This window comes from Rhizobium sp. NZLR11, assembly GCF_019685115.1.
Taxonomy (GTDB): domain Bacteria; phylum Pseudomonadota; class Alphaproteobacteria; order Rhizobiales; family Rhizobiaceae; genus Rhizobium.
This window is the reverse complement of sequence record NZ_JABDWD010000002.1, coordinates 361,256-383,104: the sequence shown is the minus strand read 5'-3', so window position 1 is coordinate 383,104 and position 21,849 is coordinate 361,256. Positions and strand designations below refer to the sequence as shown.

General features: G+C 63.7%; 18 protein-coding genes. 10 read left to right on the top strand and 8 right to left on the bottom strand.

Annotated elements, in window-relative coordinates; translation table 11 throughout:
* Positions 1 to 3 precede the first annotated feature (3 nt).
* Both HJB83_RS05620 and HJB83_RS05615 read left to right on the top strand, forming a co-directional pair.
* Entirely contained in the window at positions 4 to 1,020 is a 1,017-nt protein-coding gene (locus tag HJB83_RS05620; protein ID WP_221114974.1) for a hydroxyacid dehydrogenase, read from the top strand.
* Positions 1,017 to 2,444 carry a mandelate racemase gene (locus tag HJB83_RS05615; protein WP_221131395.1) on the top strand — a complete coding sequence of 476 codons (1,428 nt, stop codon included), beginning with the start codon at positions 1,017 to 1,019 and terminating at the stop codon, positions 2,442 to 2,444. Before HJB83_RS05620 ends, HJB83_RS05615 begins: the two co-directional genes overlap by 4 nt.
* 146 nt (positions 2,445 to 2,590) lie before the next feature.
* On the opposite strand, the gene HJB83_RS05610 is transcribed toward HJB83_RS05615, so the two are convergent.
* Positions 2,591 to 5,743: an efflux RND transporter permease subunit gene (locus tag HJB83_RS05610; RefSeq protein WP_221131394.1), complete on the bottom strand. Its 3,153-nt coding sequence runs from the start codon at positions 5,741 to 5,743 to the stop codon at positions 2,591 to 2,593.
* Entirely contained in the window at positions 5,743 to 6,843 is a 1,101-nt protein-coding gene (locus HJB83_RS05605) for an efflux RND transporter periplasmic adaptor subunit (RefSeq protein WP_221131393.1), read from the bottom strand. The genes HJB83_RS05610 and HJB83_RS05605 overlap by 1 nt, the downstream gene beginning before the upstream one ends.
* 320 nt (positions 6,844 to 7,163) lie before the next feature.
* Here HJB83_RS05605 and HJB83_RS05600 point away from each other — a divergent pair, with 320 nt between their 5' ends.
* The 3 genes from HJB83_RS05600 (at position 7,164) to HJB83_RS05590 (ending at position 10,707) form a co-directional block, all read left to right on the top strand.
* Positions 7,164 to 7,850, top strand: a complete 687-nt coding sequence (locus tag HJB83_RS05600) for a response regulator (protein WP_221114970.1) — start codon at positions 7,164 to 7,166, stop codon at positions 7,848 to 7,850.
* A gap of 2 nt (positions 7,851 to 7,852) precedes the next feature.
* Complete coding sequence (locus tag HJB83_RS05595; RefSeq protein ID WP_221131392.1) at positions 7,853 to 9,142, top strand: ATP-binding protein; 1,290 nt, start codon at positions 7,853 to 7,855, stop codon at positions 9,140 to 9,142.
* 116 nt (positions 9,143 to 9,258) lie between these two features.
* A complete protein-coding gene (locus tag HJB83_RS05590) occupies positions 9,259 to 10,707 on the top strand; it encodes an efflux transporter outer membrane subunit (RefSeq protein WP_221131391.1) in 1,449 nt (482 codons plus the stop codon).
* Between the two features lie 98 nt (positions 10,708 to 10,805).
* Here the strand turns inward: HJB83_RS05590 and HJB83_RS05585 are convergent, their stop codons facing one another.
* Genes HJB83_RS05585 through HJB83_RS05565 form a run of 5 tightly spaced genes read right to left on the bottom strand, consistent with a single transcriptional unit; the run spans position 10,806 to position 16,731 of the window.
* Positions 10,806 to 11,657: a CoA ester lyase gene (locus HJB83_RS05585; RefSeq protein WP_221131390.1), complete on the bottom strand. Its 852-nt coding sequence runs from the start codon at positions 11,655 to 11,657 to the stop codon at positions 10,806 to 10,808.
* Positions 11,654 to 12,106, bottom strand: a complete 453-nt coding sequence (locus HJB83_RS05580; RefSeq protein ID WP_221131389.1) for a MaoC family dehydratase — start codon at positions 12,104 to 12,106, stop codon at positions 11,654 to 11,656. The genes HJB83_RS05585 and HJB83_RS05580 overlap by 4 nt, the downstream gene beginning before the upstream one ends.
* Positions 12,106 to 13,971 (bottom strand): acetyl/propionyl/methylcrotonyl-CoA carboxylase subunit alpha, encoded by a 1,866-nt coding sequence (locus HJB83_RS05575; protein WP_221131388.1) that lies wholly within the window; start codon positions 13,969 to 13,971, stop codon positions 12,106 to 12,108. The genes HJB83_RS05580 and HJB83_RS05575 overlap by 1 nt, the downstream gene beginning before the upstream one ends.
* Before the next feature lie 7 nt (positions 13,972 to 13,978).
* Complete coding sequence (locus tag HJB83_RS05570; protein WP_221114964.1) at positions 13,979 to 15,589, bottom strand: carboxyl transferase domain-containing protein; 1,611 nt, start codon at positions 15,587 to 15,589, stop codon at positions 13,979 to 13,981.
* Complete coding sequence (locus HJB83_RS05565; RefSeq protein WP_221114963.1) at positions 15,586 to 16,731, bottom strand: isovaleryl-CoA dehydrogenase; 1,146 nt, start codon at positions 16,729 to 16,731, stop codon at positions 15,586 to 15,588. The genes HJB83_RS05570 and HJB83_RS05565 overlap by 4 nt, the downstream gene beginning before the upstream one ends.
* Positions 16,732 to 16,884: 153 nt before the next feature.
* On the opposite strand from HJB83_RS05565, the gene HJB83_RS05560 reads away from it, so the two are divergent.
* Both HJB83_RS05560 and HJB83_RS05555 read left to right on the top strand, forming a co-directional pair.
* Complete coding sequence (locus HJB83_RS05560; RefSeq protein ID WP_207584895.1) at positions 16,885 to 17,145, top strand: type II toxin-antitoxin system Phd/YefM family antitoxin; 261 nt, start codon at positions 16,885 to 16,887, stop codon at positions 17,143 to 17,145.
* On the top strand, positions 17,135 to 17,554 hold the full coding sequence (locus tag HJB83_RS05555; protein WP_207584896.1) for a hypothetical protein: 420 nt from the start codon (positions 17,135 to 17,137) through the stop codon (positions 17,552 to 17,554). Before HJB83_RS05560 ends, HJB83_RS05555 begins: the two co-directional genes overlap by 11 nt.
* Before the next feature lies 1 nt (position 17,555).
* On the opposite strand, the gene HJB83_RS05550 is transcribed toward HJB83_RS05555, so the two are convergent.
* Complete coding sequence (locus tag HJB83_RS05550; protein ID WP_207584897.1) at positions 17,556 to 18,563, bottom strand: AraC family transcriptional regulator; 1,008 nt, start codon at positions 18,561 to 18,563, stop codon at positions 17,556 to 17,558.
* Between the two features lie 133 nt (positions 18,564 to 18,696).
* Here HJB83_RS05550 and HJB83_RS05545 point away from each other — a divergent pair, with 133 nt between their 5' ends.
* The 3 genes from HJB83_RS05545 to HJB83_RS05535 are packed head-to-tail and all read left to right on the top strand — an operon-like array spanning position 18,697 to position 21,816.
* A complete protein-coding gene (locus HJB83_RS05545) occupies positions 18,697 to 19,464 on the top strand; it encodes an SDR family NAD(P)-dependent oxidoreductase (protein ID WP_207584898.1) in 768 nt (255 codons plus the stop codon).
* A 20-nt stretch (positions 19,465 to 19,484) separates the two neighbouring features.
* Positions 19,485 to 20,684 carry an acetyl-CoA C-acyltransferase gene (locus tag HJB83_RS05540; protein WP_207584899.1) on the top strand — a complete coding sequence of 400 codons (1,200 nt, stop codon included), beginning with the start codon at positions 19,485 to 19,487 and terminating at the stop codon, positions 20,682 to 20,684.
* A gap of 4 nt (positions 20,685 to 20,688) precedes the next feature.
* Complete coding sequence (locus HJB83_RS05535; protein WP_221131387.1) at positions 20,689 to 21,816, top strand: acyl-CoA dehydrogenase family protein; 1,128 nt, start codon at positions 20,689 to 20,691, stop codon at positions 21,814 to 21,816.
* Positions 21,817 to 21,849: the final 33 nt, after the last annotated feature.

Here is a 21,849-nt window from a genome sequence, read left to right as displayed (position 1 = left end):
GCCATGAGCAAACAAGCTCCCATCATTGCCGTGCTTTTGACCGAAAAGACCCGCCGCATGATGCTGGACGATGCGGCGACCGCTGAGTTGAACGCCCTCGGCGAGGTGCGCTGGCCGGCCGGCGCCACGATCGACGCCGTCGATGCCGACCGGCTGCTGCAGGGCGCTACGGCCTGCCTTACCGGATGGGGCACGCCGCCCTTCGATCTCGCCGCGCGCCAGCGCCATCCGCAACTCGCCCTTGTCGCGCATTCGGCCGGCAGCATCCGTACGCTAGTCCCGGCCCGTCTGTTCGACGACGGCCTTCGCGTCACCCATGCCGCCTCGAAAATTGCCGCCTCGGTTGCCGAGTTCGTCGTCGCCGAAGCGTTGCTCGCCATGCGCGGCATCCACCGGCTGCATCATGCATTGCGCGGCGGCGGTGAATGGCTCGACGTTCGCGCCGCCGTGCCGCAAAGATTGCTGGGCGCCAGAACGGTCGGCATCGTCGGCGCCGGATATGTCGGACGGGCGGTGATGCGCTTGCTCGTGCCATTCGGCTGCCGGGTGCTGGTCGTCGATCCCTATCTCAGTGGCAGCGAGGCAGCCGCGCTCGGCGTCGTCAGGACAGGACTGGACGATGCGCTCACTGAGAGCGATGTGATTTCCCTGCATGCGCCCGTCCTGCCCGAGACGCGCCGGATGATCGGCGCCCGCGAACTGGCGCTGTTGCGCCCCGGCGCATTGTTCATCAATACGGCGCGCGCAGAGCTGGTCGATGAGGTGGCGCTGCTTTCCGAGATCCGCGCCGGCCGCATCGAGGCGGCTCTGGATGTCTTCGACAATGAACCGCTGCCGCCGGAAAGCCCGTTCCGCGACCCCGGTCTCGCCAATGTCACCATTTCGCCCCATGCCGCCGGCCACACCGAAGAGGCGCATCTCGCCCAAGGCCAGGCTATGGTGGACGAGATCGGCCGGCTGCTGCGCCGGGAGCCGCTCCAACACGAAGTGTCGCGCGCCATGCTCGACCGGATGGCATGAGCATGGACAGAAACACGCAAGGTTCGGTGACGGCGCCGCGCATCAGGATCGTCGAGATCGACGCTTTCGAGCGCGAGATCAACCTGCGTCTGCCGTTCCGCTTCGGCGCGGCGACGCTGGAAAAGGCGCCGCAAGCCTTCCTCAGAGTCCGCGTCGAGAATGAAGAGGGCAAAACCGCCATCGGCGCCGCCGCCGAAATGATGGTGCCGAAATGGTTCGACAAAAACCCGGCGCTGACACCGGCGCAGAATGTCGATCAATTGCGCGGCTCGATCCGCACCGCTGCCGCTGCGTCGCTCGAAGCTTCAGCGCCGACGACATTGTTTGCCGCCGCCCGCCTGAACGAGATGGAAACCGTGCGGCGCCTGCCCGGAAATCCGCTGGTCGCCGGTTTCGGACCTTCGCTTATCGCCCGCGCAGCACTCGATGCCTATTGCCGTCTTGCCGGCATTTCCTTCTTCGATGCGGTGCGCCAAAACCTCGTCGGCATTGGCGGCTCGATGCTGCCTGGCGATATCGACGCGGATGGCGCCTCTGCGGTGCTTGCCGGCCTTCGCCCGGCCGGGTCGATCTCGGCCCGGCATACGATCGGACTTCTCGACCCGATCACCGAGGGCGAAATCATCGATCCCGTCGATGACGGCCTGCCGCAGAGCCTTGAGGCGGTGATCGCGCGCTATGGCAATCGCTGGTTCAAGATCAAGCTTTCGGGCACGGTCGATGCCGATATCGACCGCCTGGCGCGGATTGCCGCCGTGCTGGACCGCCTGCCCGACTACCAGGTGACGGTCGACGGCAACGAACAGTTCGACGCTGCCGAACAGCTCGGCGCCTTGCTGGCGCAAATCGAGGCCATGCCCCGGCTGGCGAGGCTGCGTGCGGCCATTACCTTTGTCGAGCAGCCGTTCGCGCGCGCGATCACCATGGAAACGCCGCTCGGGGATCTGGCGGCGCAGTTGCCGTTCCTGATCGACGAGAGCGACGGTAGCGACGGCGCTTTTGCCCACGCCCGGCGGCTCGGCTACACCGGGGTCTCCTCAAAAACCTGCAAGGGCATTTACCGCTCGCTGCTGAAGGCGATCCGCATCAAAACAGGAACGGTGCCGGGTTTGTTCCTCTCGGGCGAGGATCTGACCTGCCAGGCCGGGCTTAGCGTGCAGCAGGATCTGGCGCTGGTTTCCCTGCTCGGCCTCTCCCATGCCGAGCGCAACGGCCATCACTATGTGGCCGGCATGCAAGCTGCACCGCAGGCGGAGAGGGCGCGCTTTGCCGCAGCCCATGCCGATCTCTACGAACAGGGCGCCGACGGACCGTTCCTGTCGATCCGCGACGGCCGGATTACCATCGGTTCGCTCGGGGCGATCGGCTATGCGAGCGGCGCCTTGCCCGATTTCGAAGCGATGGAGCCGCTGTCAGTCGGATAGCAGGACGCGCAAGCGGCTTGTGGCCGCCTGCGGGGGAACACGTCCCGCGGCCTTGTTCCGGGGGAGAGGAACGCGGCCGAAGAGCTTGCCGTCACCGGCCGTCGTCTGGCGCTGGACAATCTGGCCGATCAGATGAGGAGCGGAGATCATCTCTGACCTTGCCCTCGCCTTGACTGCTCGGGCTGGAAGGCGACCGCCGCGTGATCGTTGGACGCATGCGGTTCATCTCCGGCGATCTCCTCAGCCAGGCCGATCCGGCGCAGCAACCGTTTGAGGACCTGTTCGAGATCATCGACGAAGGTGAAGATGACGGGGATGACGATGAGGCTGAGCAGCGTCGACATCACCACGCCGCCGATCACCACGATCGCCATCGGCTGGCGGAAGCTCGAATCCCCGCCCATCAGGCTGAGCGCGGCCGGCAGCATGCCGCATGCCATGGCGATGGTGGTCATGACGATCGGCCGTGCGCGCTTGTGGCAGGCATCCACCAAGGCGTCGAACCTGGCCATGCCACGCTGACGCGACATGATCGCATATTCGATGAGCAGGATGGAGTTCTTCGTCACCACGCCCATCAGCATGAGCAGGCCGATGACTACGGGCATGGAGAAGCTCGTTCCGGTCAGCACGAGCGGCACCAACGCGCCGCCGAGCGAGAGCGGCAGAGCCATCAGAAGGGTGAGCGGCTGCAGGAAATCGTGGAAGAGCAGAACGAGGACCGCGTAGATGCAGAAGACGCCGATTGCCATCGCCAGCGCAAAACTCTGAAACAGTTCCGAACTGCGCTGAAGTTCGCCCTGTTCGACAAGAGTGACGCCCGACGGAAGATGCCGGAGCGCCGGCAGCGCCTGCGCCTCGCGATTGACGTCGCCGAGGATGCGGCCATTGAGTTCGACGGAAAGGGTGACATTGCGCATCCGATCGATACGATCGATTTGGGAGGGGCTGCCGCCAATCCTCACGTCGGCAATCGATCCGAGATCGACGTTGCCGTTGGTTCCCGCCACCCGCATGTTCTTGATATCGTCCAGATTGGTGCGCGTCTCGGGCGAGAAGCGGACGACGATGGGAATCTGCCGCTGAGGCAGGTTGAGCTTCGGCAGGTCGGAGGAATATTCCCCGCTCGTCGCCACGCGCACGGCCTCGGCGATGGCGCTCGAGGTTACCCCGAGTGCTGCGCTGCGCGCAAAGTCGGGTGTGATCTGGATCTCGGGCGCCTGTCTGGCGGCTGTCGATGTCACCGCTCCGATGCCCTGCAGTGTGCGGAGCTGTTCCTCGAGCGCCGTGCTGGCGCTGTCGAGCACGTTTGCGTCGTCGCTCGCCAGCGTGATCTCGAGTTTCGTGCCATTGCCGCCGCCGCCGACCTCCACACGCACGCCGGGGAGGACGGAGAGCGCCTGTCGGATGTCGTTTTCGATTTCAGACTGCTTGCGATAGCGCTCGTCGATGGGCGGCAGCACGGCGACGATTGTGGCCGATCCGACATCGCTCGTGGTGCTGGCGTCGGGACCGCCGCCCGAGGACGTCGAACCGACGGCTGAGAAGACATGCGTCACGTCGGGAAGCTTGCCGATAATATCCGCGGCTTTCCTGGCCGTGGCATCCGTCTGTTCGATGGTGGCGCCCGGTTGCATGGTCAGCGCAATCTGGGTCCGCGCATCGTCGGACGCGGGCAGGAAGCCCGATTTCAGCAAGGGGATGGTCGAAAGCGAGAGCGCCACGACGATGGCAGTGACGGCCACAGTCGTCTTCCTGCGGTTCATGGCGGCCTTCACGATGGCGATATAGGCACGCATGATCCGGCCATCCTTCTCCTCGGTCGGATGGGCCTTCATGAAATAGCCGGCCATCATCGGCGTCAGCAGGCGCGCGACCACGAGCGAGGCGAGCACGGCGACGGCGGCGGTGATGCCGAACTGGCGGAATATAAGGCCCGGTATGCCGCTCATGAACGCCGTCGGCAGGAAGACCGAGACCAGCGTGAAGGTGGTTGCTATGACGGCAAGTCCGATCTCGTCGGCCGCTTCGAGGGCGGCATCGATCGGCCGCTTGCCCATCTGCAGGTGGCGGGCGATGTTCTCGATCTCGACGATGGCATCGTCGACGAGGATGCCGACTACCAGCGACAGCGCGAGCAGCGTGACGATATTCAGGCTGAAGCCGGTGAGGTACATGACAAGGAAGGTCGGTATGACCGACAAGGGCAGCGCCACGGCCGACAGGATCGTCGCCCGCCAGTCACGGAGGAAAAGCCAGACAACGATGATCGCCAGGATCGCGCCTTCGTACAGCATGTGCATCGAACCATCGTAGTTGCCGATGATCGGGCCGATCGTGCTGTAAGCCTCGTCGATCTGCACGTCGGAATGCTTGGCGGCGAACTGTTTGATCGCCTTGTCGACATCGGCGGCAACACCGCTGTCGGAAAATCCGTTCGAGCGCTTGATCTCGACCGCGATCACCGGCTTGCCGTCGAGATAGGCCATCGAGGAGCGCTCGGCGAAACTGTCGGTGATGGATGCGACGTCATCGAGGCGAACCTGCTGGCCGTTCGCCAGGGGGATTTTGAGCCCCTTCAGCGCCTCGACCGATGGCAGGGCGCCGAGCGTGCGCAAGGTCTGGCGGGTGCCGCCGATTTCGCCAAGGCCGCCCGATGTATCCGTCTGCACGGCCTTCAGCTGCGACGACACGGTGGCCGCGGTGACGCCCAGCGACGCCATCGTCGCGGGATCGAGATCCACATGAACCTCACGGTCGATCCCGCCGATGCGGTTGACTTGCCCGACACCCGACACCGAAAGCAGCGCCTTGGTCAGATCATTGTCGACAAACCAGGAAAGTTCGGTCTCGTTGAGAGCGGTCGAGCGAACGGCAAAGGTGACCAGCGCGGAACTCTGTACGGTGACCTTGCTGACGCTAGGCGTCTCCATCTGCGCCGGCAGGTCGCCCTTGACGCTGTCGACGGCATTGCGGACTTCGTTCAGGGCCGTTTCGCTGTTTTTTTCCAGCTTGAAGGACACCTTGATCGAAACGGTGCCGTCCGTGATGGTCGTGGTGATGTGGTCGAGATAGCTGAGCGCGGCAAGACTATCCTCGATCTTACGAGCCACCTCGGTTTCGAGCTGCGTCGGCGCCGCGCCGTCGAGGGTAGCGGTGACGTTGATTGTGGGAAGGTCCATGTCGGGGAAATTCTGGATTGGCAGCTGTTTGAAGGCCAAGAGCCCACCGGCTGTCAGCATCACAAACAGCAATATCGCCGGTACAGGATTGCGGATCGACCAGGCTGAGAAGTTCATCAGTTTGTCTCCGCAATCTTCACGAGGTCGTTGTCCGACAGGAACGCGCCGCCTGAGCTCACCACCTTCGACGAGCGATCTATTCCGGAGACGATTTCCACCTCACCATTGTTGCGGCGGCCGGTTTCCACCCTGACCTTTTGCACCCGCTGATCCTCACCTGAAGTGAAGAGGTAACTGATGCCGTCCCGGAACACGATCGCCGTCTCGGGAACGGTCAGCGCCGGAGAGGTCTGCAATTCGATGTTGCCGGTGACATAGAGGCCGGTGCGCGGACGGACGTCGGTGGGAAGCGCCACATAGATGATTGCCCGACTGGTATCGGTGCTGACCGAAGGCCCGACAAGTCTCACCTTGCCGTCAATGGCATGGCCGTCCGGCCCGTTGATCTTGACGCTCAAGTCTTCCGAAATGCGTGGGAGGTAACGCGCTGAAATTTCGGCCTGCCATTCGACACGCTGCTGGCGAACCATGCGGAACAGCTCGGTGCCGGCGGAGACGACAGCGCCGAGATTGGCGGAACGGGACGTTATGAGACCGTCGTCGACGGCGGTGATGGTGGTCTGCGCAAGCTTGATCTTTTCGCTGTCGAGTGCCGCCTCTTCAGATGCGAGACTTGCCGTCGCCGTCTGCTCGTCGGCCAGATATTCGACAATCTTCTCGTCGGAAAGCGCGCCCGAGGGACGGAGCTGCCGCGCCCGGTCGGCGTTGGCCTTGGCCTTCGAAAGACTTGCCTTGGCGGTCTCGACGGCGGCCTCCTGCTTGCGAAGATCGGCGAGCACGCTTTCCTGGGAAAGCAGGACGAGCGGCTGTCCCTTCGTGACCACGGAGCCGACATCGACCAGGACATCGGTTATGCGCAGGCCGCCGGTTTCGGAGGCAATGACCGCTTCCTGCCAGGGTTTCAGCCATCCGCTCGCCGGAACGGTTTCAGGCCAGTCCCGCTGCACCGGCGCCGTCAGAGAGACGGTGAGAGCGGGAGCTGCCACCTGCTCGGCTGCGGCATTGCGGAGGGAGAAGAAAAGCGCGACCGCAACGAACGCGGCGGCGAGTGGTTTGGATGGTTTTCTCAACGATGCACTCCTTGTGGTCAAAGGCATCGCTGCCTTTCCCGATCCGCGATCAGCTCGATGAAGGATTGCGGCTGATGCACGGCAATCCGATCGCAGCTCGCGTCGATGTCATGGCAGGATAGGTAACGGGGCGAATGTTAAGTGCGGTCAAGTTGGCGTTAAGTTAGGTAAAACTTGGCCGCGCGAGCGTGTTCGTGCTGTATGGCTTGCCCGGATTCGAGCATGATGCCGAAAAGTGTGAGCGGTTTTCGGACGACATCATGCTCTCACTCTTTAATGTAGAACAGGATTCAGATTTTAGGCCGACCCGGTCTAAAATCATCCTGTTCTAATGACGGATAATGCGAATGAACAAGGTTCTCCTCATCGACGACGATGCCGAGCTGACGACGCTTCTGCAGGAATATCTGGTCGAGGAAGGATATGACGTCGTAACGGATACGGATGGCCGCGCCGCCATTGCCGCGGCAGCCGGCAATACGGTCGATATCATCGTGCTCGACATCATGATGCCCCGGATGAACGGGATCGAAGTCCTGCAGAGGATCCGGAAGCTGAGCCAGGTCCCCGTTGTGATGCTGACCGCAAGAGGCGACGACGTCGACAGGATATCGGGCCTCAATCTCGGCGCCGACGACTATGTGCCGAAACCATGTTCGCCGGGCGAATTGGCCGCGAGGTTGCGGGCCATCCTGCGCCGCGCCGGTCAGCCGGCGGCCGGTGTATCGACCGACACGATCAAAGCAGGACAGCTCGTGCTCCATTCCGGCAGCAGAAGCGCCGAATGGCGCGGCCAGACCTTGGAGTTGACCGGCACCGAATTCAGCCTGCTCGAGGTTCTCGCCCGCAGCGCCGGCCAGCTTGTATCGAAGCAGGAGATTTCGAAGCGGGCCTTCGGCAAGCCGCTCACGCCGTTCGACCGCCGTATCGATGTCCATATCAGCAGTGTTCGCCAGAAGCTCGGGCTGAGGGAGGACGGGCAATCCTGGATCCAGTCCGTCCGCGGCCAGGGCTATCAACTTCTCGTGGACTGATCATGCCCCGGCTTTTCTGGAAATTCTTCAGGATCATCTGGCTGACGCTGGCGGCAAGCCTCGCTGTCATTATCCTTATCGTCAAACTTGTTCAGGCGGTTCCCTTCGCAGGCGAGCTGGACCAGGAGCGGCGGACGCTCGTGCTGAACCTGACTGCAAACATTCTGGTTGAGGACGGCGAAGCCGCAGCCGCGCGTTTCGTGACCACAAGCGAGAAGACGCAGCCGCTCGGCCTGAGCGTTTCGAAGCCTGGGGAAGCTGCCGCCTGCGCCGAGAAGAACACGGTCATTACGCGATCCGTGCTGAAGGATGGCGACTGCTATCGGCTTTCCGTGTCGGCGCCGGCCAGTTCCACCTTCGACGACCTTGGCCCGTTCATGCCGTGGCTCACCATCCTGATCGCGAGCACGATCGCGGCGGGCGCACTGGCACGATACCTCATTCGTCCCGTCGTCCATCTGCGCGACGGTTTGAGCGCGCTTGCCCATGGCCGCTTCGACTTCCGCATCGGCGATAAAATGGCCGGCCGAAAGGATGAGGTGACGGCACTGGCCTATGATTTCGATTCCAGCGCCGCCCGGCTTCAGGAGCTCCAGGATGCGCAGCAGAGGCTGTTCCATGACGTCTCCCACGAACTGCGTTCGCCTTTGTCCCGCCTGCAGGCCGCCGTCGGCGTGCTCCGGCAGAGCCCGGCCAAACTTACCGCCATGCTGGACCGTATGGACCGGGAGGTCGAACGGCTCGACATGCTGGTGGGCGAGGTGCTGACGCTTGCCAGGCTGACGGCGGGTTCCAGCCGGCCGCTGAAAACGCAGACCTTGGATGTCATTGAGCTGCTCAACGAAATCCTCGGCGATGCGGCATTCGAAGCCCAGGCGCGCGAGGTCTCGATCACGCAGAGTATCGACGGCATCTTCCGCGCCGAGGTCGAAGGCGAACTGATCTACCGGGCGCTCGAAAACGTCGTCCGCAACGCCGTAAAATACACAGCCGATCGTTCGCGCATCACCGTCTCCTGCGAGGCGACGGCCGACCGCCTCAAGATCTGCGTGACGGATCAGGGGCCAGGTGTCGGACGGGACGAACTCGAACGGATCTTCCAGCCGTTCTCACGCGGGAAAGACGCCGTGCCGAGAGGCGGATACGGTCTGGGTCTCGCCATCAGCAGGCAGGCGATCGAACGCCATGGCGGGCGCGTGCGTGCATCATTGCCGGAGGCCGGCGGCCTGGCGATCACCCTGGAGCTTCCGAGGGTGCCGGCGCCCTATGGCGCGGCCAATGATGAAACCTGATCCGCATCGCCTGACGAGGCGGTGCCGGATTTTACCTAACTTTACAGTTTCTTAACCGCCATTAACGCTGGCATCGCTAAGCCTGAACCCACGATCCCGGTTCAGAAGGCTCGCCCGTGAGTACGTCGTTTCCCACAAGACCATCATCCCTCCGCTACGCTGCATCCGCACTGACAATTCTGCTGACGGGCTGCGTCAGCGGCCCGGATCACGTTCCCTCGCAAATGCCGCTTCCCGCGAAATTCGCAGAGGGAGGTAACAAGAGCAACGGCAATGTCGTGGTGGCTGAGTGGTGGACGGCCTTTCGCGACAAGCGGCTCGACGGCCTGGTGGCCCATGGCCTCAGCGAAAATCTCGATGTGCTTCAGGCGCTCGAAAGCATCAACTCGGCCGCCGCCAATGTCACGGTCGCCGGCGCCGGCGGCTTGCCGAGCCTGACTGTCGATGCATCGCACACATTATCCGGCGAGAAGGGCCGGCTCCGCACGACAATCGGCACTACGAACACGACGAGCGGCGACGCCAGCCTCTCCTGGCTGCTCGACGTCTTCGGCCAGTACCGTCGCTCGAAAGAGAGCGCAATCGCCTCGCTGGGGGCCGCCTATGCGACGGCCGACAATGCGAAGCTCACCTTCCTCAAGGACCTTGTCGAGAGCTATATCGACGCCCGTTACTACCAGGAGCGCATCGCGCTTTCCCAAGCGAGTTTGAAATCCCGCCAGCAGACCTATGAACTGACGCAGCTGCAGCTGAAAGCCGGTGCAGCCTCCCGCCTCGATGTCGTTCAGGCCGAGGGCCTGGTGCAGTCGACAAAGGCCGACGTACCCGGCCTCGAAAAGAGCTTCACGGAATCGGCCCATCACATCGCCACGCTGCTCGGGATGCCAGCGGCTTCGCTGACGGACGAGCTGAAGAAGAGTGCCGGCCAACCGGTCTTCCGCGGCGACATTCGCGCTGGCATTCCCGCCGATCTCATCCGCAATCGTCCGGATATTCGCAAGGCCGAGCGCGAGCTGGCGGCGGCCGTCGCCGATATCGGCGCAGCCGAAGCCCAGCTCTACCCGTCGATCACCTTGTCCGGTTCGATCTCGCCGAGCTGGGTCAAATCATCAGGCAGCGGCGCAAGCCTGACGAGCTGGTCTTTCGGGCCATCGCTCAACCTGCCGATCTTCGATGGCGGCACATTGCGCGCGAATGTCGATATCGAAAAATCCGATGCGAAGACCCAATATCTCGCGTGGAAAGCGGCGGTGCTGAACGGGGTCGAAGAGGTCGAAAACGCGCTGTCGGCGGTTCGCCGCGACACGCAGACGCTGGAGCCGTTGCGCCGGCAGGTGCAGACGGCGCTGGAATCGCTGGCACTTTCGACCACGAGCTACAAGGATGGCGCCTCGTCGCTGCTCGATATTCTGGACGCGCAGCGTTCGGTCTCCGATGCGGAGGCAAGCCTTGCCGCGAGCGTTCAACAGGTCGCCAAGGACTATGTGGATCTGTATGTCGCCATCGGTGCCGGTTACCTCGAGCCGGAGCACGCCGCCTCCAAGCAGATTGCGAAGTCGGGTTAGAGCAATTCCCGCAAAAGTGCGCAGCGGTTTTGCGCCCGGAATTGCGTGAAAACAACGAGATAGAACAATTCGGTGGTTCGAAGAAAAACGGAAATTCTCTAGTTGGCAGGAGTGATTTGCCCTGCCATTGCCAGAATGCGCAGCGCGAGCTTCAGATGCGGTATATCCAGCATGCGCCCGTCCAGTTGGATGACGCCTGCGTCGGGATTGGCGGCAAAGGCGGCGGCGACTTTCTCGGCCCAGGCGATCTCGGATGCATCCGGCATAAAGGCGTGATTGATCGTTTCGATCTGGCTCGGATGGATGGCCATCATGCCGGAAAAGCCGTCTCGCCGGGCGCGGCCGAGATAGGCGCTCAGACCTTTGAGATCGTGGAAATCGGGATAGACGGTTTCGATTGCGGGAACGGCGGCGGCATGGGCTGCGAATAGCGTGAGCGAGCGGGCAAGCTCGTAAGGTGGCGTATAACGGCCATCCGTCCTCCGCGCGGTCGTGGCCCCCATCGCGGCGGGCAGATCCTCAGCACCCCAGGTCAGGCCGCAGAGGCTGGTCGAGACCTCCCGGTAACTGCCGATCTCGAAGATCGCCGACGGCGTTTCGGTCGCGATCGGCAAAACGGGAACGGCCGACGTCAGCGAGGCCGCGAGTTTGCGCACGGAAGCCGCGCCCTCGGCCTTCGGCAGCATGATCGCGAAAGCGCGAAGGCCGCTCAGAGCGGCAAGGTCGTCCTCGAATGCCGGGGAGGTGAGGGGATTGATACGGATAAGAAGGGCGGTCTCGCCGGTCTGGCGCAGGGTGAACTCGTGTACGTTTTCGCGCGCTTTCGGCTTGCTCGCTGGCGCAACCGAATCTTCCAGATCGAGAATGACGGCATCGGCGCCCGAGGCGAGCGCTTTTTCGAAACGTTCCGGCCGGTCGCCGGGCACGAAGAGCAGCGAGCGCAGCCTCATGACGGTTTCACCTTCAGCATCGCCGTGCGCAGGCACTGACAGACGATCTCATCGCGCTGGTTCAGAGTGATGTGCCGGAAGGTGACGATGCCGGCGTCTGGGCGGGAGTTCGAGCGGCGCAGCTCCATCACCTCGGTTTCCACCCGCAGCGTATCGCCGATGAAGACCGGTTTCGGCATCGTCACCTTGTCGTAGCCGAGATTGGCGACGAGCGTGCCGAGCGTCGTGTCGCCGACAGAAAGGCCAACGGTCAGCGCAAAAGTGAAGGTGCCGTTGACGACGATCCGGCCGAATTCGGTGCTGGCCGCATACTCGGCATCGAGGTGTAGCGGCTGCGGATTGTGGGAGAGCGTCGAAAACAGCAGGTTGTCGGTCTCGGTGACCGTTCGGCGGATCTCATGAGCGATGCGGTCGCCGACCGTCCATTCGTCGAAGTAGCGACCGGCCATCAATCCTCTCCCTTCATGACGCTGGCGACCAGCTGGTTTTCCGAGACCCTGATACCGGGGGAAACCTGCAGCTTTCCGACGATGCCGTCGAAGGGCGCCCGCAGCGAATGTTCCATTTTCATGGCTTCGACCGTCAGCAGACGATCGCCCTTGGCGACCGGGTCGCCTTCGGCGACATCCACGGAAATGACCAGGCCGGGCATGGGCGACAGGATGGCGCCATCACCCACGCCGTGGCTTGCCTCGACCTCGCTTGCGACGGGCAGGCCGATCGGCCAGGCGTTGCCGGCGTCGAAAAGCACCGTCGTCTCGTCCGTCTCGATGGTCTTTGCTTCGAGGTCGGGGCGCAGACGCCCCCAATAGAGGTGGCCGCCGACGCGCACCCGGACGCGTCTGTCGCTCGGCCCAGCGACGCGAAAACCGGTGAGGGCGGACCAAGGCTCATCAGATGCGCTCTTTGCAAGCGCGGTGGCGGCGCTGTCGATCACGGTTTCATCAGGCTCGGTCGCCACAAGGCTTTCACCGTGACGGTCGAGGAAGCCGGTATCGATCCGGGCGGCGTGAAAATCCGGGTCGGCGGCGATGCGGGCGAGAAGACCGGCATTCGATCTGACCGGCCAGACCTCGACGTCGGCGCAGGCGGCCGCGAGTTTCGACAGTGCCGCCTCGCGGTTCGGCCCATGCGCAATGATCTTGGCGATCATCGGATCGTAGAAGGCGGTGATCTCATCGCCCTCATCGACGCCGCTGTCGACGCGGACCGTTTTCGGCAGCTTGAGATGGTCTAGCCGGCCGGTCGAGGGCAGATAGCCGGCGGCGGGATTTTCGGCGTAAAGCCGGGCCTCAAAGGCCCAGCCGTTGACAACAATCTCGTTCTGGCTTTTCGGCAAGGGCTCGCCGCTGGCGACTTTCAGCTGCCAGAGCACCAGATCCTCGCCAGTTATCGCTTCGGTGACCGGGTGTTCCACCTGCAGCCGCGTGTTCATCTCCATGAACCAGATGCGGTCGGGATTGAGGCCACCGGAGGCATCGGCGATGAATTCGATAGTGCCGGCGCCGACATAGTTTACCGCTCTTGCAGCCTTCACCGCCGCATCGCAGATTACCGCCCGGGTGGCGGTATCGAGGCCTGGGGCGGGGGCCTCCTCGATGACTTTCTGGTGACGGCGCTGGAGCGAACAATCGCGTTCGAAGAGGTGAACGCAATTCCCGAGCTTGTCGGCAAAGACCTGCACCTCGATATGACGCGGATTGGCAATGTAGCGTTCGATCAGAACGCGATCGTCGCCGAAGGAGGCGGCGGCCTCACGGCGGCATGAGGCGAGAAGCTCTGCGAAATCCTGCGGGCGGTCGACGCGGCGCATGCCTTTGCCGCCGCCGCCGGCAACCGCCTTGATCAGCACGGGATAACCGATGGCATCGGCTTCTGCCGACAGCCGCTCTTCTCTCTGGTCCGGGCCGAGATAGCCGGGGGTGACGGGGACGCCTGCCGCCTGCATCAATTCTTTCGCGGCGTCCTTGAGCCCCATGGCGCGGATGGCGGCCGGGGGCGCGCCGACCCAGAGGATGCCGGCGCTTTCCACCGCTTCGGCAAATTCGGCATTTTCCGACAGGAAACCGTAACCGGGATGGATGGCGGCGGTGCCGGTTTTCCGGGCGGCCTCCAGGATGCGTTGCTGCGAGAGGTAGCTTTCGCGGGCCGCCGGCGGGCCGATGGCGATCGCCTCGTCCGCTTCGCTCACGAAGGGTAGGCCGGCATCGGCCTCGGAATAGACGGCGATCGTGCGGATGCCGAGCAGCTTGGCGGTGCGGATGATGCGGCGGGCGATCTCGCCCCTGTTGGCAATGAGAAGGCTTTCCATCATGGCCGCCTCACATCCGGAACAGGCCGAAGCGCGGCCCTTTCGGGATCGGCGCATTCAGGCAGGCGGAAAAGGCAAGGCCGAGGACATCGCGGGTCTGGCGCGGGTCGATGATGCCGTCGTCCCAGAGGCGGGCCGTCGCATAATAGGGATTGCCCTCGGCCTCGTAGGCGGCCCGGATCGGCGCCTTGAAGGCGGCCTCTTCTTCGTCCGGCCAGTCCTCTCCGCGCGCCTCCATCGCATCGCGGCGGATGGTGGCGAGCACCGAGGCTGCCTGTTCGCCGCCCATGACGCTGATGCGGCTGTTCGGCCAGGTGAAAAGGAAGCGCGGTCGATAGGCGCGGCCGCACATGCCGTAATTGCCGGCGCCGAAGCTGCCGCCGATGATGACGGTCACTTTCGGTACGGTCGCGGTTGCCACCGCCGTCACCAGCTTTGCCCCGTCCTTGGCGATGCCGCCGGCCTCGTATCGGCCGCCGACCATGAAGCCGGAGATATTTTGCAGGAAGAGCAACGGCACGCGGCGCTGGCAGGCGAGCTCGATGAAATGCGCGCCCTTCAGAGCGCTTTCGGAAAACAGCACGCCGTTATTGGCGATGATGGCGACCGGCATGCCCCAGATGCGGGCGAAGCCGCAGACCAGCGTGGTGCCGTAAAGCGGTTTGAACTCGTGCAGTTCCGAGCCGTCGACGATCCGGCCGATTACCTCGCGCACGTCATAGGGCGAGCGGACGTCGTCCGGAATGAGGCCGCAGAGATCTTCCGGACCGAGTTTCGGCCGCCGCGGCGGCGTGATGTCGATATCGATTGATTTCACACTGTTGAGGCTTGCTGTAATATCGCGCATCAGCAGCAGCGCATGTTCGTCGTTTTCGGCGACATGATCGACGACGCCGGAGCGGCGGCCGTGGGTCTCGGCGCCGCCGAGCTCTTCGGCCGAGATGATCTCGCCGGTGGCAGCTTTGACCAGCGGCGGGCCGGCGAGGAAGATCGTGCCTTGATTGCGAACGATGACCGTTTCGTCGGATATGGCCGGCACATAGGCGCCGCCGGCGGTGCAGCTTCCCATCACGCAGGCAATCTGCGGAATGCCTTCGGCCGACATCTGTGCCTGGTTGTAGAAGATCGCGCCGAAATGGTCGCGGTCGGGAAAGACCTCGGCCTGATGCGGAAGATTGGCGCCGCCGCTGTCGACCAGATAGAGGCAGGGCAATCGGTTCTGCATGGCGATCTCCTGCGCCCGCAGATGTTTCTTCACCGTCAGGGGGTAATAGGCGCCACCCTTCACCGTCGCGTCATTGGCGACAATCATCACCTCGCGGCCGGAAACGCGGCCGATGCCTGATATGATGCCGGCGCCCGGCGCTTCGTCGCCATACATGCCGTTGGCGGCCAGCGTGCCGATCTCCAGGAAAGGACTGCCGGCATCGATCAGCAGCTGGATGCGGTCGCGCGGCAGGAGCTTGCCCTTGCCGGTATGGCGCTCGCGCGCCGTTGGCGATCCGCCCTGGCGCGCTTTGACCGAACGCTCGTGGAGCTCGTCGATCAGGGCCTTGTTCTTGACGGCATTGGCCTTGAAGCTGTCGCTGTCGCGGTCGATCGCAGTCGAAATCACCGTCATGACGCAATGAGCTCCCGGCCGATCAGGTAGCGGCGAATCTCGTTGGTGCCGGCGCCGATGTCGTAGAGCTTGGCATCGCGCAAGAAGCGTTCGACCGGCCATTCCTTGGTATAGCCGGCGCCGCCGAGCGCCTGGATCGCCTCCAGCGAGACCTTGACGGCATTCTCACTGGCGAAAAGGATCGCGGCGGCAGCATCCGTGCGCGTCGCGCGGCCGGCATCGCAGGCGCGGGCGACGGCATAGACATAGGCGCGCGCCGAATTCAGCGCGACATACATATCGGCGATCTTTGCCTGCATCAGCTGGAAATCGCCGATCGGTTTGCCGAACTGCTTGCGATCGCGCACATAGGGCAGCACGACATCAAGGCAGGCCTGCATGATGCCGAGCGGGCCGCCGGCAAGCACGGCGCGTTCGTAATCGAGGCCGGACATCAGGATCTTCACGCCTTCCCCCTCCCGCCCCATCAGCGCCTCGGCCGGCACCTCGCAATCCTGAAAGACCAGCTCGGCCGTGTCGCTGCCGCGCATGCCGAGCTTGGAGAGCTTTTTCGAGACGCTGAAGCCAGGCAGGCCTTTTTCGATGATGAAGGCGGAAATGCCTTTCGGGCCGGCGGCCGGATCGGTCTTGGCATAGACGACAAGCACGTCGGCATGCGGCGCATTGGTGATCCAGAACTTGGTGCCGCTCAGGATGTAGCGGTCGCCCTTTTGGTCGGCCCGCAGCCGCATGGAGACGACATCGGAACCGGCGCCGGCCTCGGACATGGCAAGCGCGCCGACATGTTCGCCGGAGATCAGCTTCGGCAGATGGCGGCGTTTCTGCTCCGTCGAGGCCCAGCGGCGGATCTGATTGACGCAGAGATTGGAATGGGCGCCGTAACTCAAGCCGATGGAAGCGGAGGCGCGGGAAACCTCCTCCATGGCGACGACATGCTCGAGGTAACCGAGACCGGCCCCGCCGAATTCTTCCTCGACGGTGATCCCATGCAGGCCGAGCGCCCCCATCCGAGGCCAGAGCTGGCGCGGAAACGTATTGTTTTCGTCGATCTCCGCGGCCATCGGAGCAATATGATCGGCGGCAAACCGCGCCGTCGTTTCACGGATCGCGTCCGCGGTGTCGCCGAGCGAAAAATCAAACATGGCAGTCCTCCCGCTGAAATATGTAGCGCGGGTTGCGGAAGGTTCAAAGTGTCTCTGATTTGGATGCGGGTGACGGCCTCCGTATCGAAGTTGTGCCGTTTTCTTGAAAATATGGGAAATATGGAATATATGGAAACAAAGCCGGAGATTATCATGCGACAGTTCACGACAGGGGATCTCAACAAGCAGGTCGGCGACGTCACCGATGCTGCAAGCCGGGAGCCGATCGTTCTCACTCGACATAACAAGCCGCGTTTCGTGCTGATGAGCTATGAACATTACGAGCGCATGCGCAGCGGCAAGGACCCACGTCGTGCTCATCACCTCTCGGAGATGCCGGACGAACATGCCGAGTTATTCGGCGAGGCGATCGAGCGGCTGGCGAAGGGTGACGGTTACGACGATGAGCCATGAGTTTCGCCCCGGGGAAGTGATATACTATCCCTATCTCTGGGCATGGCAGCAGCAGCGGGGCGAGACCGAAGGGCGTAAACAACGACCAGTTTGTGTCGTTGTCGCAATCCGCAGCGCAGGCGATGGAAATACGCATCTTGTGCTTCTGGCAATCACAACGCAGCCGCCGCAGGCGGAGCGGATCGCCCTGGAAATTCCCGATATCGAATGCCGGCGTGCCGGTATTGGTGATCTCAAACAGAGTTGGATCGTCGTAGACGAATATAACTATGATATCGTCGAACACTCCTGGTACATCGAGCCGCATCAAGAGATTCTTGGTCGCTTCAGCAAATCCTTCGTGATGAAGATTGGCGCGACGTTCGCGAAAGCGCGAACCCAGTCGGGTCGCGTCAAGCGGTTCGACTGACTTAGCTTCGATTTTCCGCTTCTTCCCGCCGGAAAGCCTCGGGGCTCTTGCCCATCCATTTCCGGAAAGCCCGGAAGAAGGCGCTGGGTTCGGAATAACCAAGCTGCACGGCAATCTCGCCGATGGTGTTCGATGTGCTCAGCAGAAGGTCGACGGCGAGGTCGCGGCGGATGTCGTCCTTGATGGCGGCATAGCTTTGCCCCTCATCGTGCAGGCGGTGGCGAAGCGTGGAGGGCGGCATGCGCATATCGGCGGCAAGCTTGGCGAAGCTCGACCAGGCATTGGGCGTTGCCAGGTTCAAGCGCCGGCGGACGGCGGCGGCGATGCCGGCATCGTAACGATAACGCACCAGAATATTGGCGGGCGCGCCGCGCAGGAACTGTTTCAGCGCCTGCTCGCTGCGTGAAATCGGCAGGTCGAGCAGGGCGCTGTCGAAGCCGAGCCGGCTGATGGCTTGAGAAAACCGCACCGGTGCTCCGAAGAAGAGCTGGTAGTCGGCGCCTTGGCGGGGCTCGGCGCAGCGGAAATCGACAAGGCGGATCGGGATGCGCCGGCCGACCAGCCAGCAAATGATGCCGTGCAGGATGATCCAGTAGGTGCGGTAGGCGAAGGCCGAACGCGGCGCGCCGGCATCGCTGAGCTCGACCTCAGCCATGCCGTCGCGGACGACGAGCCGTCCCCGGGGATCGTCGAGCACGACATCGAGGAAGCGCAGCGCCCGGCGGAGCGCGTGACCGAGTGTCGGCGCATGCAGCACGCAATGGCAAAGCAGGGTGAAGCTGCCGCTGCGCATCGGGCGAGCGCCCATGCCGAAGAATTCGTCGTCGAGCTCGGCGGCGATCGCCAGCCAGAGCGCGCCATAGGTCTCCGCCGAAACCGGCTGGTCGATGCCAGGCGGCAGGCTGACGCGGGCAAGGATCGGCGCCGTCGGCTTGCCCAACCGCCGCAGGCTGTCGAGCGCTTCCTCCACGAAACCCGGCGCGATCATGCGTCGCTCGATCTCGGCCATATCAATCCCCACTATGGCAAAACTGGCCGAGATAATGGAGCAGTTCTGTCATCGCTTGCAATAGGTGGAGCGAATAGAATCGCGGCTGCCGGTTGTGCCTGGAGGACGGCGCGGCGGCGGGAGGAATAGGTTCATGCTAATCGCAGGTGCAGGTTTCATCGTGACCGGCGGCGGCTCGGGGCTCGGCGCGGCAACGGTGCGCGCGCTGGTCGAGGCGGGCGGGCGCGTGACGATTGCCGATCTCAATCCGCAGGCGGGCGAGGAAATTACCCGCGAGTTCGGGCGCGATGTCCGCTTCGTCGAGGCGGATGTGACCGATGGCGAGGCGGGAAAAGCAGTGGTTGCCGCGGCGGTCGAGGCCTTCGGCGGCCTGCGCGGCCTGGTGAATTGCGCCGGCGTGGCACCGGCCGAAAAGGTGATCGGCCGCGACGGGCCCCACCGGCTGGAGAGTTTTGCCCGCACCATCGGCATCAATCTCATCGGCACCTTCAACATGATCCGGCTTGCCGCTGCTGCGATCCAGAATGCGGAGCCGGATGCGGAAAGCGAACGCGGCGTCATCGTCAATACGGCCTCGGTTGCCGCCTTTGACGGGCAGATCGGCCAGGCGGCCTATGCCGCCTCCAAGGGCGGCGTGGCGGCGATGACCTTGCCGGTCGCCCGCGAGCTTGCCCGTTACGGCATTCGCGTCGTTTCGATCGCGCCCGGGATTTTCGAGACGCCGATGATGGCTGATATGCCGGCCGAGGTTCAGGCCGCACTCGGCAAGAGCGTGCCCTTTCCGCCGCGGCTCGGCCGGCCGGCGGAATTTGCCGGGCTGGTGCGCCATGTCTTTGAAAACAACATGCTGAACGGCGAGGTCATCCGCCTCGACGGCGCATTGCGAATGGGTGCGCGGTGAGCGGCGCCCGAGGAGGAAAGATGGCATTGCAGGACCCCATCGTCATCGTCGGGGCGGCGCGCACCCCGATCGGCAGTTTTCAGGGAGAGCTGAAGGAGGCGACAGCACCCGAACTCGGAGCAGTGGCGATCCTCGCAGCGCTTGAGCGCAGCCGCGTCGAGGCCGAGGCGATCGAGGAGGTCATCTTCGGCTGCGTGCTGTCGGCCGGGCAGGGGCAGGCGCCCGCCCGCCAGGCGGCCGTCCATGCCGGCCTGCCGTTTGCGACAGCGGCCAGCACCGTCAACAAGATGTGCGGTTCGGGCATGAAGGCGGTGATGATGGCGCATGACCTGATCGCCGCCGGCAGTGCTTCGGTGGCGGTCGCAGGCGGCATGGAAAGCATGACGAATGCGCCCTATCTCCTTGACAGGGCCCGTGCCGGCTACAGGCTTGGCCATGGGCGTGTCGTGGATCACATGTTCCTCGACGGGCTGGAGGATGCTTATGACAAGGGGCGCTTGATGGGCAGCTTTGCGGAGGATTGCGCCGAGGCCTATCAGTTTACGCGCGAGGCGCAGGACAACTACGCCATCGCCTCTCTGACGCGGGCGCAGAAGGCGATTGCCGAGCGCTGTTTCGAAAGCGAGATCGTGGCGGTCACGGTGAAATCGGGCAAAGCCGAGCAGGTGGCGAGCCGCGACGAACAGCCCGGCAAGGCCAGGCTCGACAAGATCCCGACGCTGAAGCCCGCCTTTCGCGAAGGTGGCACGGTGACCGCCGCCAATTCCAGCTCGATCTCCGATGGCGCCGCGGCCCTCGTGTTGATGCGCCGCTCCGAGGCGGAGCATCGCGGCCTCCAACCGCTCGCCACCATTCTCGGCCATGCCACGCATTCGCAGGCGCCCAATCTATTCGCCACTGCGCCGATCGGCGCGCTGCAGAAACTGTCCGACCGCACCGGCGTGGCGCTCTCGGACGTCGATCTCTTCGAAATCAACGAGGCTTTCGCCGTCGTCGCGATGGCGGCGATGCGCGATCTCGACCTGCCGCATGAAAAAGTGAATGTGCATGGAGGCGCCTGCGCCCTCGGTCATCCGATCGGCGCGTCGGGAGCCCGGATTCTGGTGACGCTGCTTTCGGCATTGGAGCGCTACGACCTGAAGCGCGGCATGGCCGCGCTCTGCATCGGCGGCGGCGAGGCGACGGCCGTCGCCATCGAGCGGCACGAGGCGAGAGGTTGAACAGATGATTCTTTCCGATCTTCAGCAGCAGATCTCAGATCTCGCCCGCGATTTTGCCCGCGACCGGCTGGCGCCGGGGGCGGCCAAGCGTGACCGGGGGCATCTCTTCCCGCGCGAGGAACTGAAGGAGATGGGTGAACTCGGGCTGCTCGGCATGCTGGTTCCGGAGGCCTATGGCGGCTCGGATACCGGTGTGGTCGCCTATGCCGCCGCCCTTGAGGAGATTGCCGCCGGCGACGGGCCGTGTTCGACGATCATGAGCGTGCACAGCTCCGTCGGTTGCGTGCCGATCCTGAAGTTCGGCACCGAGGAGCAGCGGCAGCGCTTCCTGCCGAAACTGGCAAGCGGCGAATGGATCGGCGGCTTTGCGCTCACCGAGCCGCAGGCGGGGTCCGATGCCTCAAACCTGAAGACCCGGGCGCGGCGTGACGGCGACGACTACGTGCTCGATGGCGCCAAGCAATTCATCACCTCGGGAAAGAACGGCAATGTCATCATCGTCTTTGCCGTCACCGATCCTGATGCCGGCAAGAAAGGCATCACCGCCTTCATCGTGCCGACGGATACGCCAGGCTACGAGGTGATCCGCGTCGAGGATAAGCTTGGCCTGCATTCCACCGATACCTGCCAGATCGCTTTCAACGGCATGCGCATTCCTGTCGAGTTGAGGCTCGGCGCAGAAGGCGAAGGCTACCGCATCGCGCTCGCCAATCTTGAAGGCGGGCGGATCGGCATTGCGGCGCAGGCGGTCGGCATGGCGCGGGCGGCGTTCGAGGCGGCGCGCGACTACGCCGGAGAGCGCACCGCCTTCGGCAAGCCGATCGTCGAGCACCAGGCGGTTGCCTTCCGCCTGGCCGATATGGCGGTGCGGATCGAGGCCGGCCGGCAGCTCACCTTTCACGCCGCCTGCCTGAGGGAAGCCGGGCTGCCCTGCCTGTCGGAAGCCTCGATGGCGAAGCTTTTTGCCTCCGAGATGGCCGAGCGCGTCTGCTCCGACGCGATCCAGATCCATGGAGGTTATGGCTACATGGCCGATTACCCGGTCGAGCGCATCTATCGCGATGTGCGCATCTGCCAGATCTATGAAGGAACGAGCGACGTGCAGCGCATGGTGATCGCCCGCAATCTGTAACAATATATCCGGCCCTGCTTCAGGGGAGGGATG

What these genes read in the sequence shown, in the direction of transcription:
- HJB83_RS05575 (WP_221131388.1), bottom strand. Translation starts at nt 13,971, where the DNA reads ATGATGGAAAGCCTTCTCATTGCCAACAGGGGCGAGATCGCCCGCCGC.
- HJB83_RS05540 (WP_207584899.1), top strand. Translation starts at nt 19,485, where the DNA reads ATGGCATTGCAGGACCCCATCGTCATCGTCGGGGCGGCGCGCACCCCG.
- HJB83_RS05610 (WP_221131394.1), bottom strand. Translation starts at nt 5,743, where the DNA reads ATGAACTTCTCAGCCTGGTCGATCCGCAATCCTGTACCGGCGATATTG.
- HJB83_RS05580 (WP_221131389.1), bottom strand. Translation starts at nt 12,106, where the DNA reads ATGGCCGGTCGCTACTTCGACGAATGGACGGTCGGCGACCGCATCGCT.
- HJB83_RS05560 (WP_207584895.1), top strand. Translation starts at nt 16,885, where the DNA reads ATGCGACAGTTCACGACAGGGGATCTCAACAAGCAGGTCGGCGACGTC.
- HJB83_RS05585 (WP_221131390.1), bottom strand. Translation starts at nt 11,657, where the DNA reads ATGAGGCTGCGCTCGCTGCTCTTCGTGCCCGGCGACCGGCCGGAACGT.
- HJB83_RS05570 (WP_221114964.1), bottom strand. Translation starts at nt 15,589, where the DNA reads ATGACGGTGATTTCGACTGCGATCGACCGCGACAGCGACAGCTTCAAG.
- HJB83_RS05565 (WP_221114963.1), bottom strand. Translation starts at nt 16,731, where the DNA reads ATGTTTGATTTTTCGCTCGGCGACACCGCGGACGCGATCCGTGAAACG.
- HJB83_RS05555 (WP_207584896.1), top strand. Translation starts at nt 17,135, where the DNA reads ATGAGCCATGAGTTTCGCCCCGGGGAAGTGATATACTATCCCTATCTC.
- HJB83_RS05545 (WP_207584898.1), top strand. Translation starts at nt 18,697, where the DNA reads ATGCTAATCGCAGGTGCAGGTTTCATCGTGACCGGCGGCGGCTCGGGG.
- HJB83_RS05535 (WP_221131387.1), top strand. Translation starts at nt 20,689, where the DNA reads ATGATTCTTTCCGATCTTCAGCAGCAGATCTCAGATCTCGCCCGCGAT.
- HJB83_RS05550 (WP_207584897.1), bottom strand. Translation starts at nt 18,563, where the DNA reads ATGGCCGAGATCGAGCGACGCATGATCGCGCCGGGTTTCGTGGAGGAA.
- HJB83_RS05595 (WP_221131392.1), top strand. Translation starts at nt 7,853, where the DNA reads ATGCCCCGGCTTTTCTGGAAATTCTTCAGGATCATCTGGCTGACGCTG.
- HJB83_RS05615 (WP_221131395.1), top strand. Translation starts at nt 1,017, where the DNA reads ATGAGCATGGACAGAAACACGCAAGGTTCGGTGACGGCGCCGCGCATC.
- HJB83_RS05605 (WP_221131393.1), bottom strand. Translation starts at nt 6,843, where the DNA reads ATGCCTTTGACCACAAGGAGTGCATCGTTGAGAAAACCATCCAAACCA.
- HJB83_RS05600 (WP_221114970.1), top strand. Translation starts at nt 7,164, where the DNA reads ATGAACAAGGTTCTCCTCATCGACGACGATGCCGAGCTGACGACGCTT.
- HJB83_RS05620 (WP_221114974.1), top strand. Translation starts at nt 4, where the DNA reads ATGAGCAAACAAGCTCCCATCATTGCCGTGCTTTTGACCGAAAAGACC.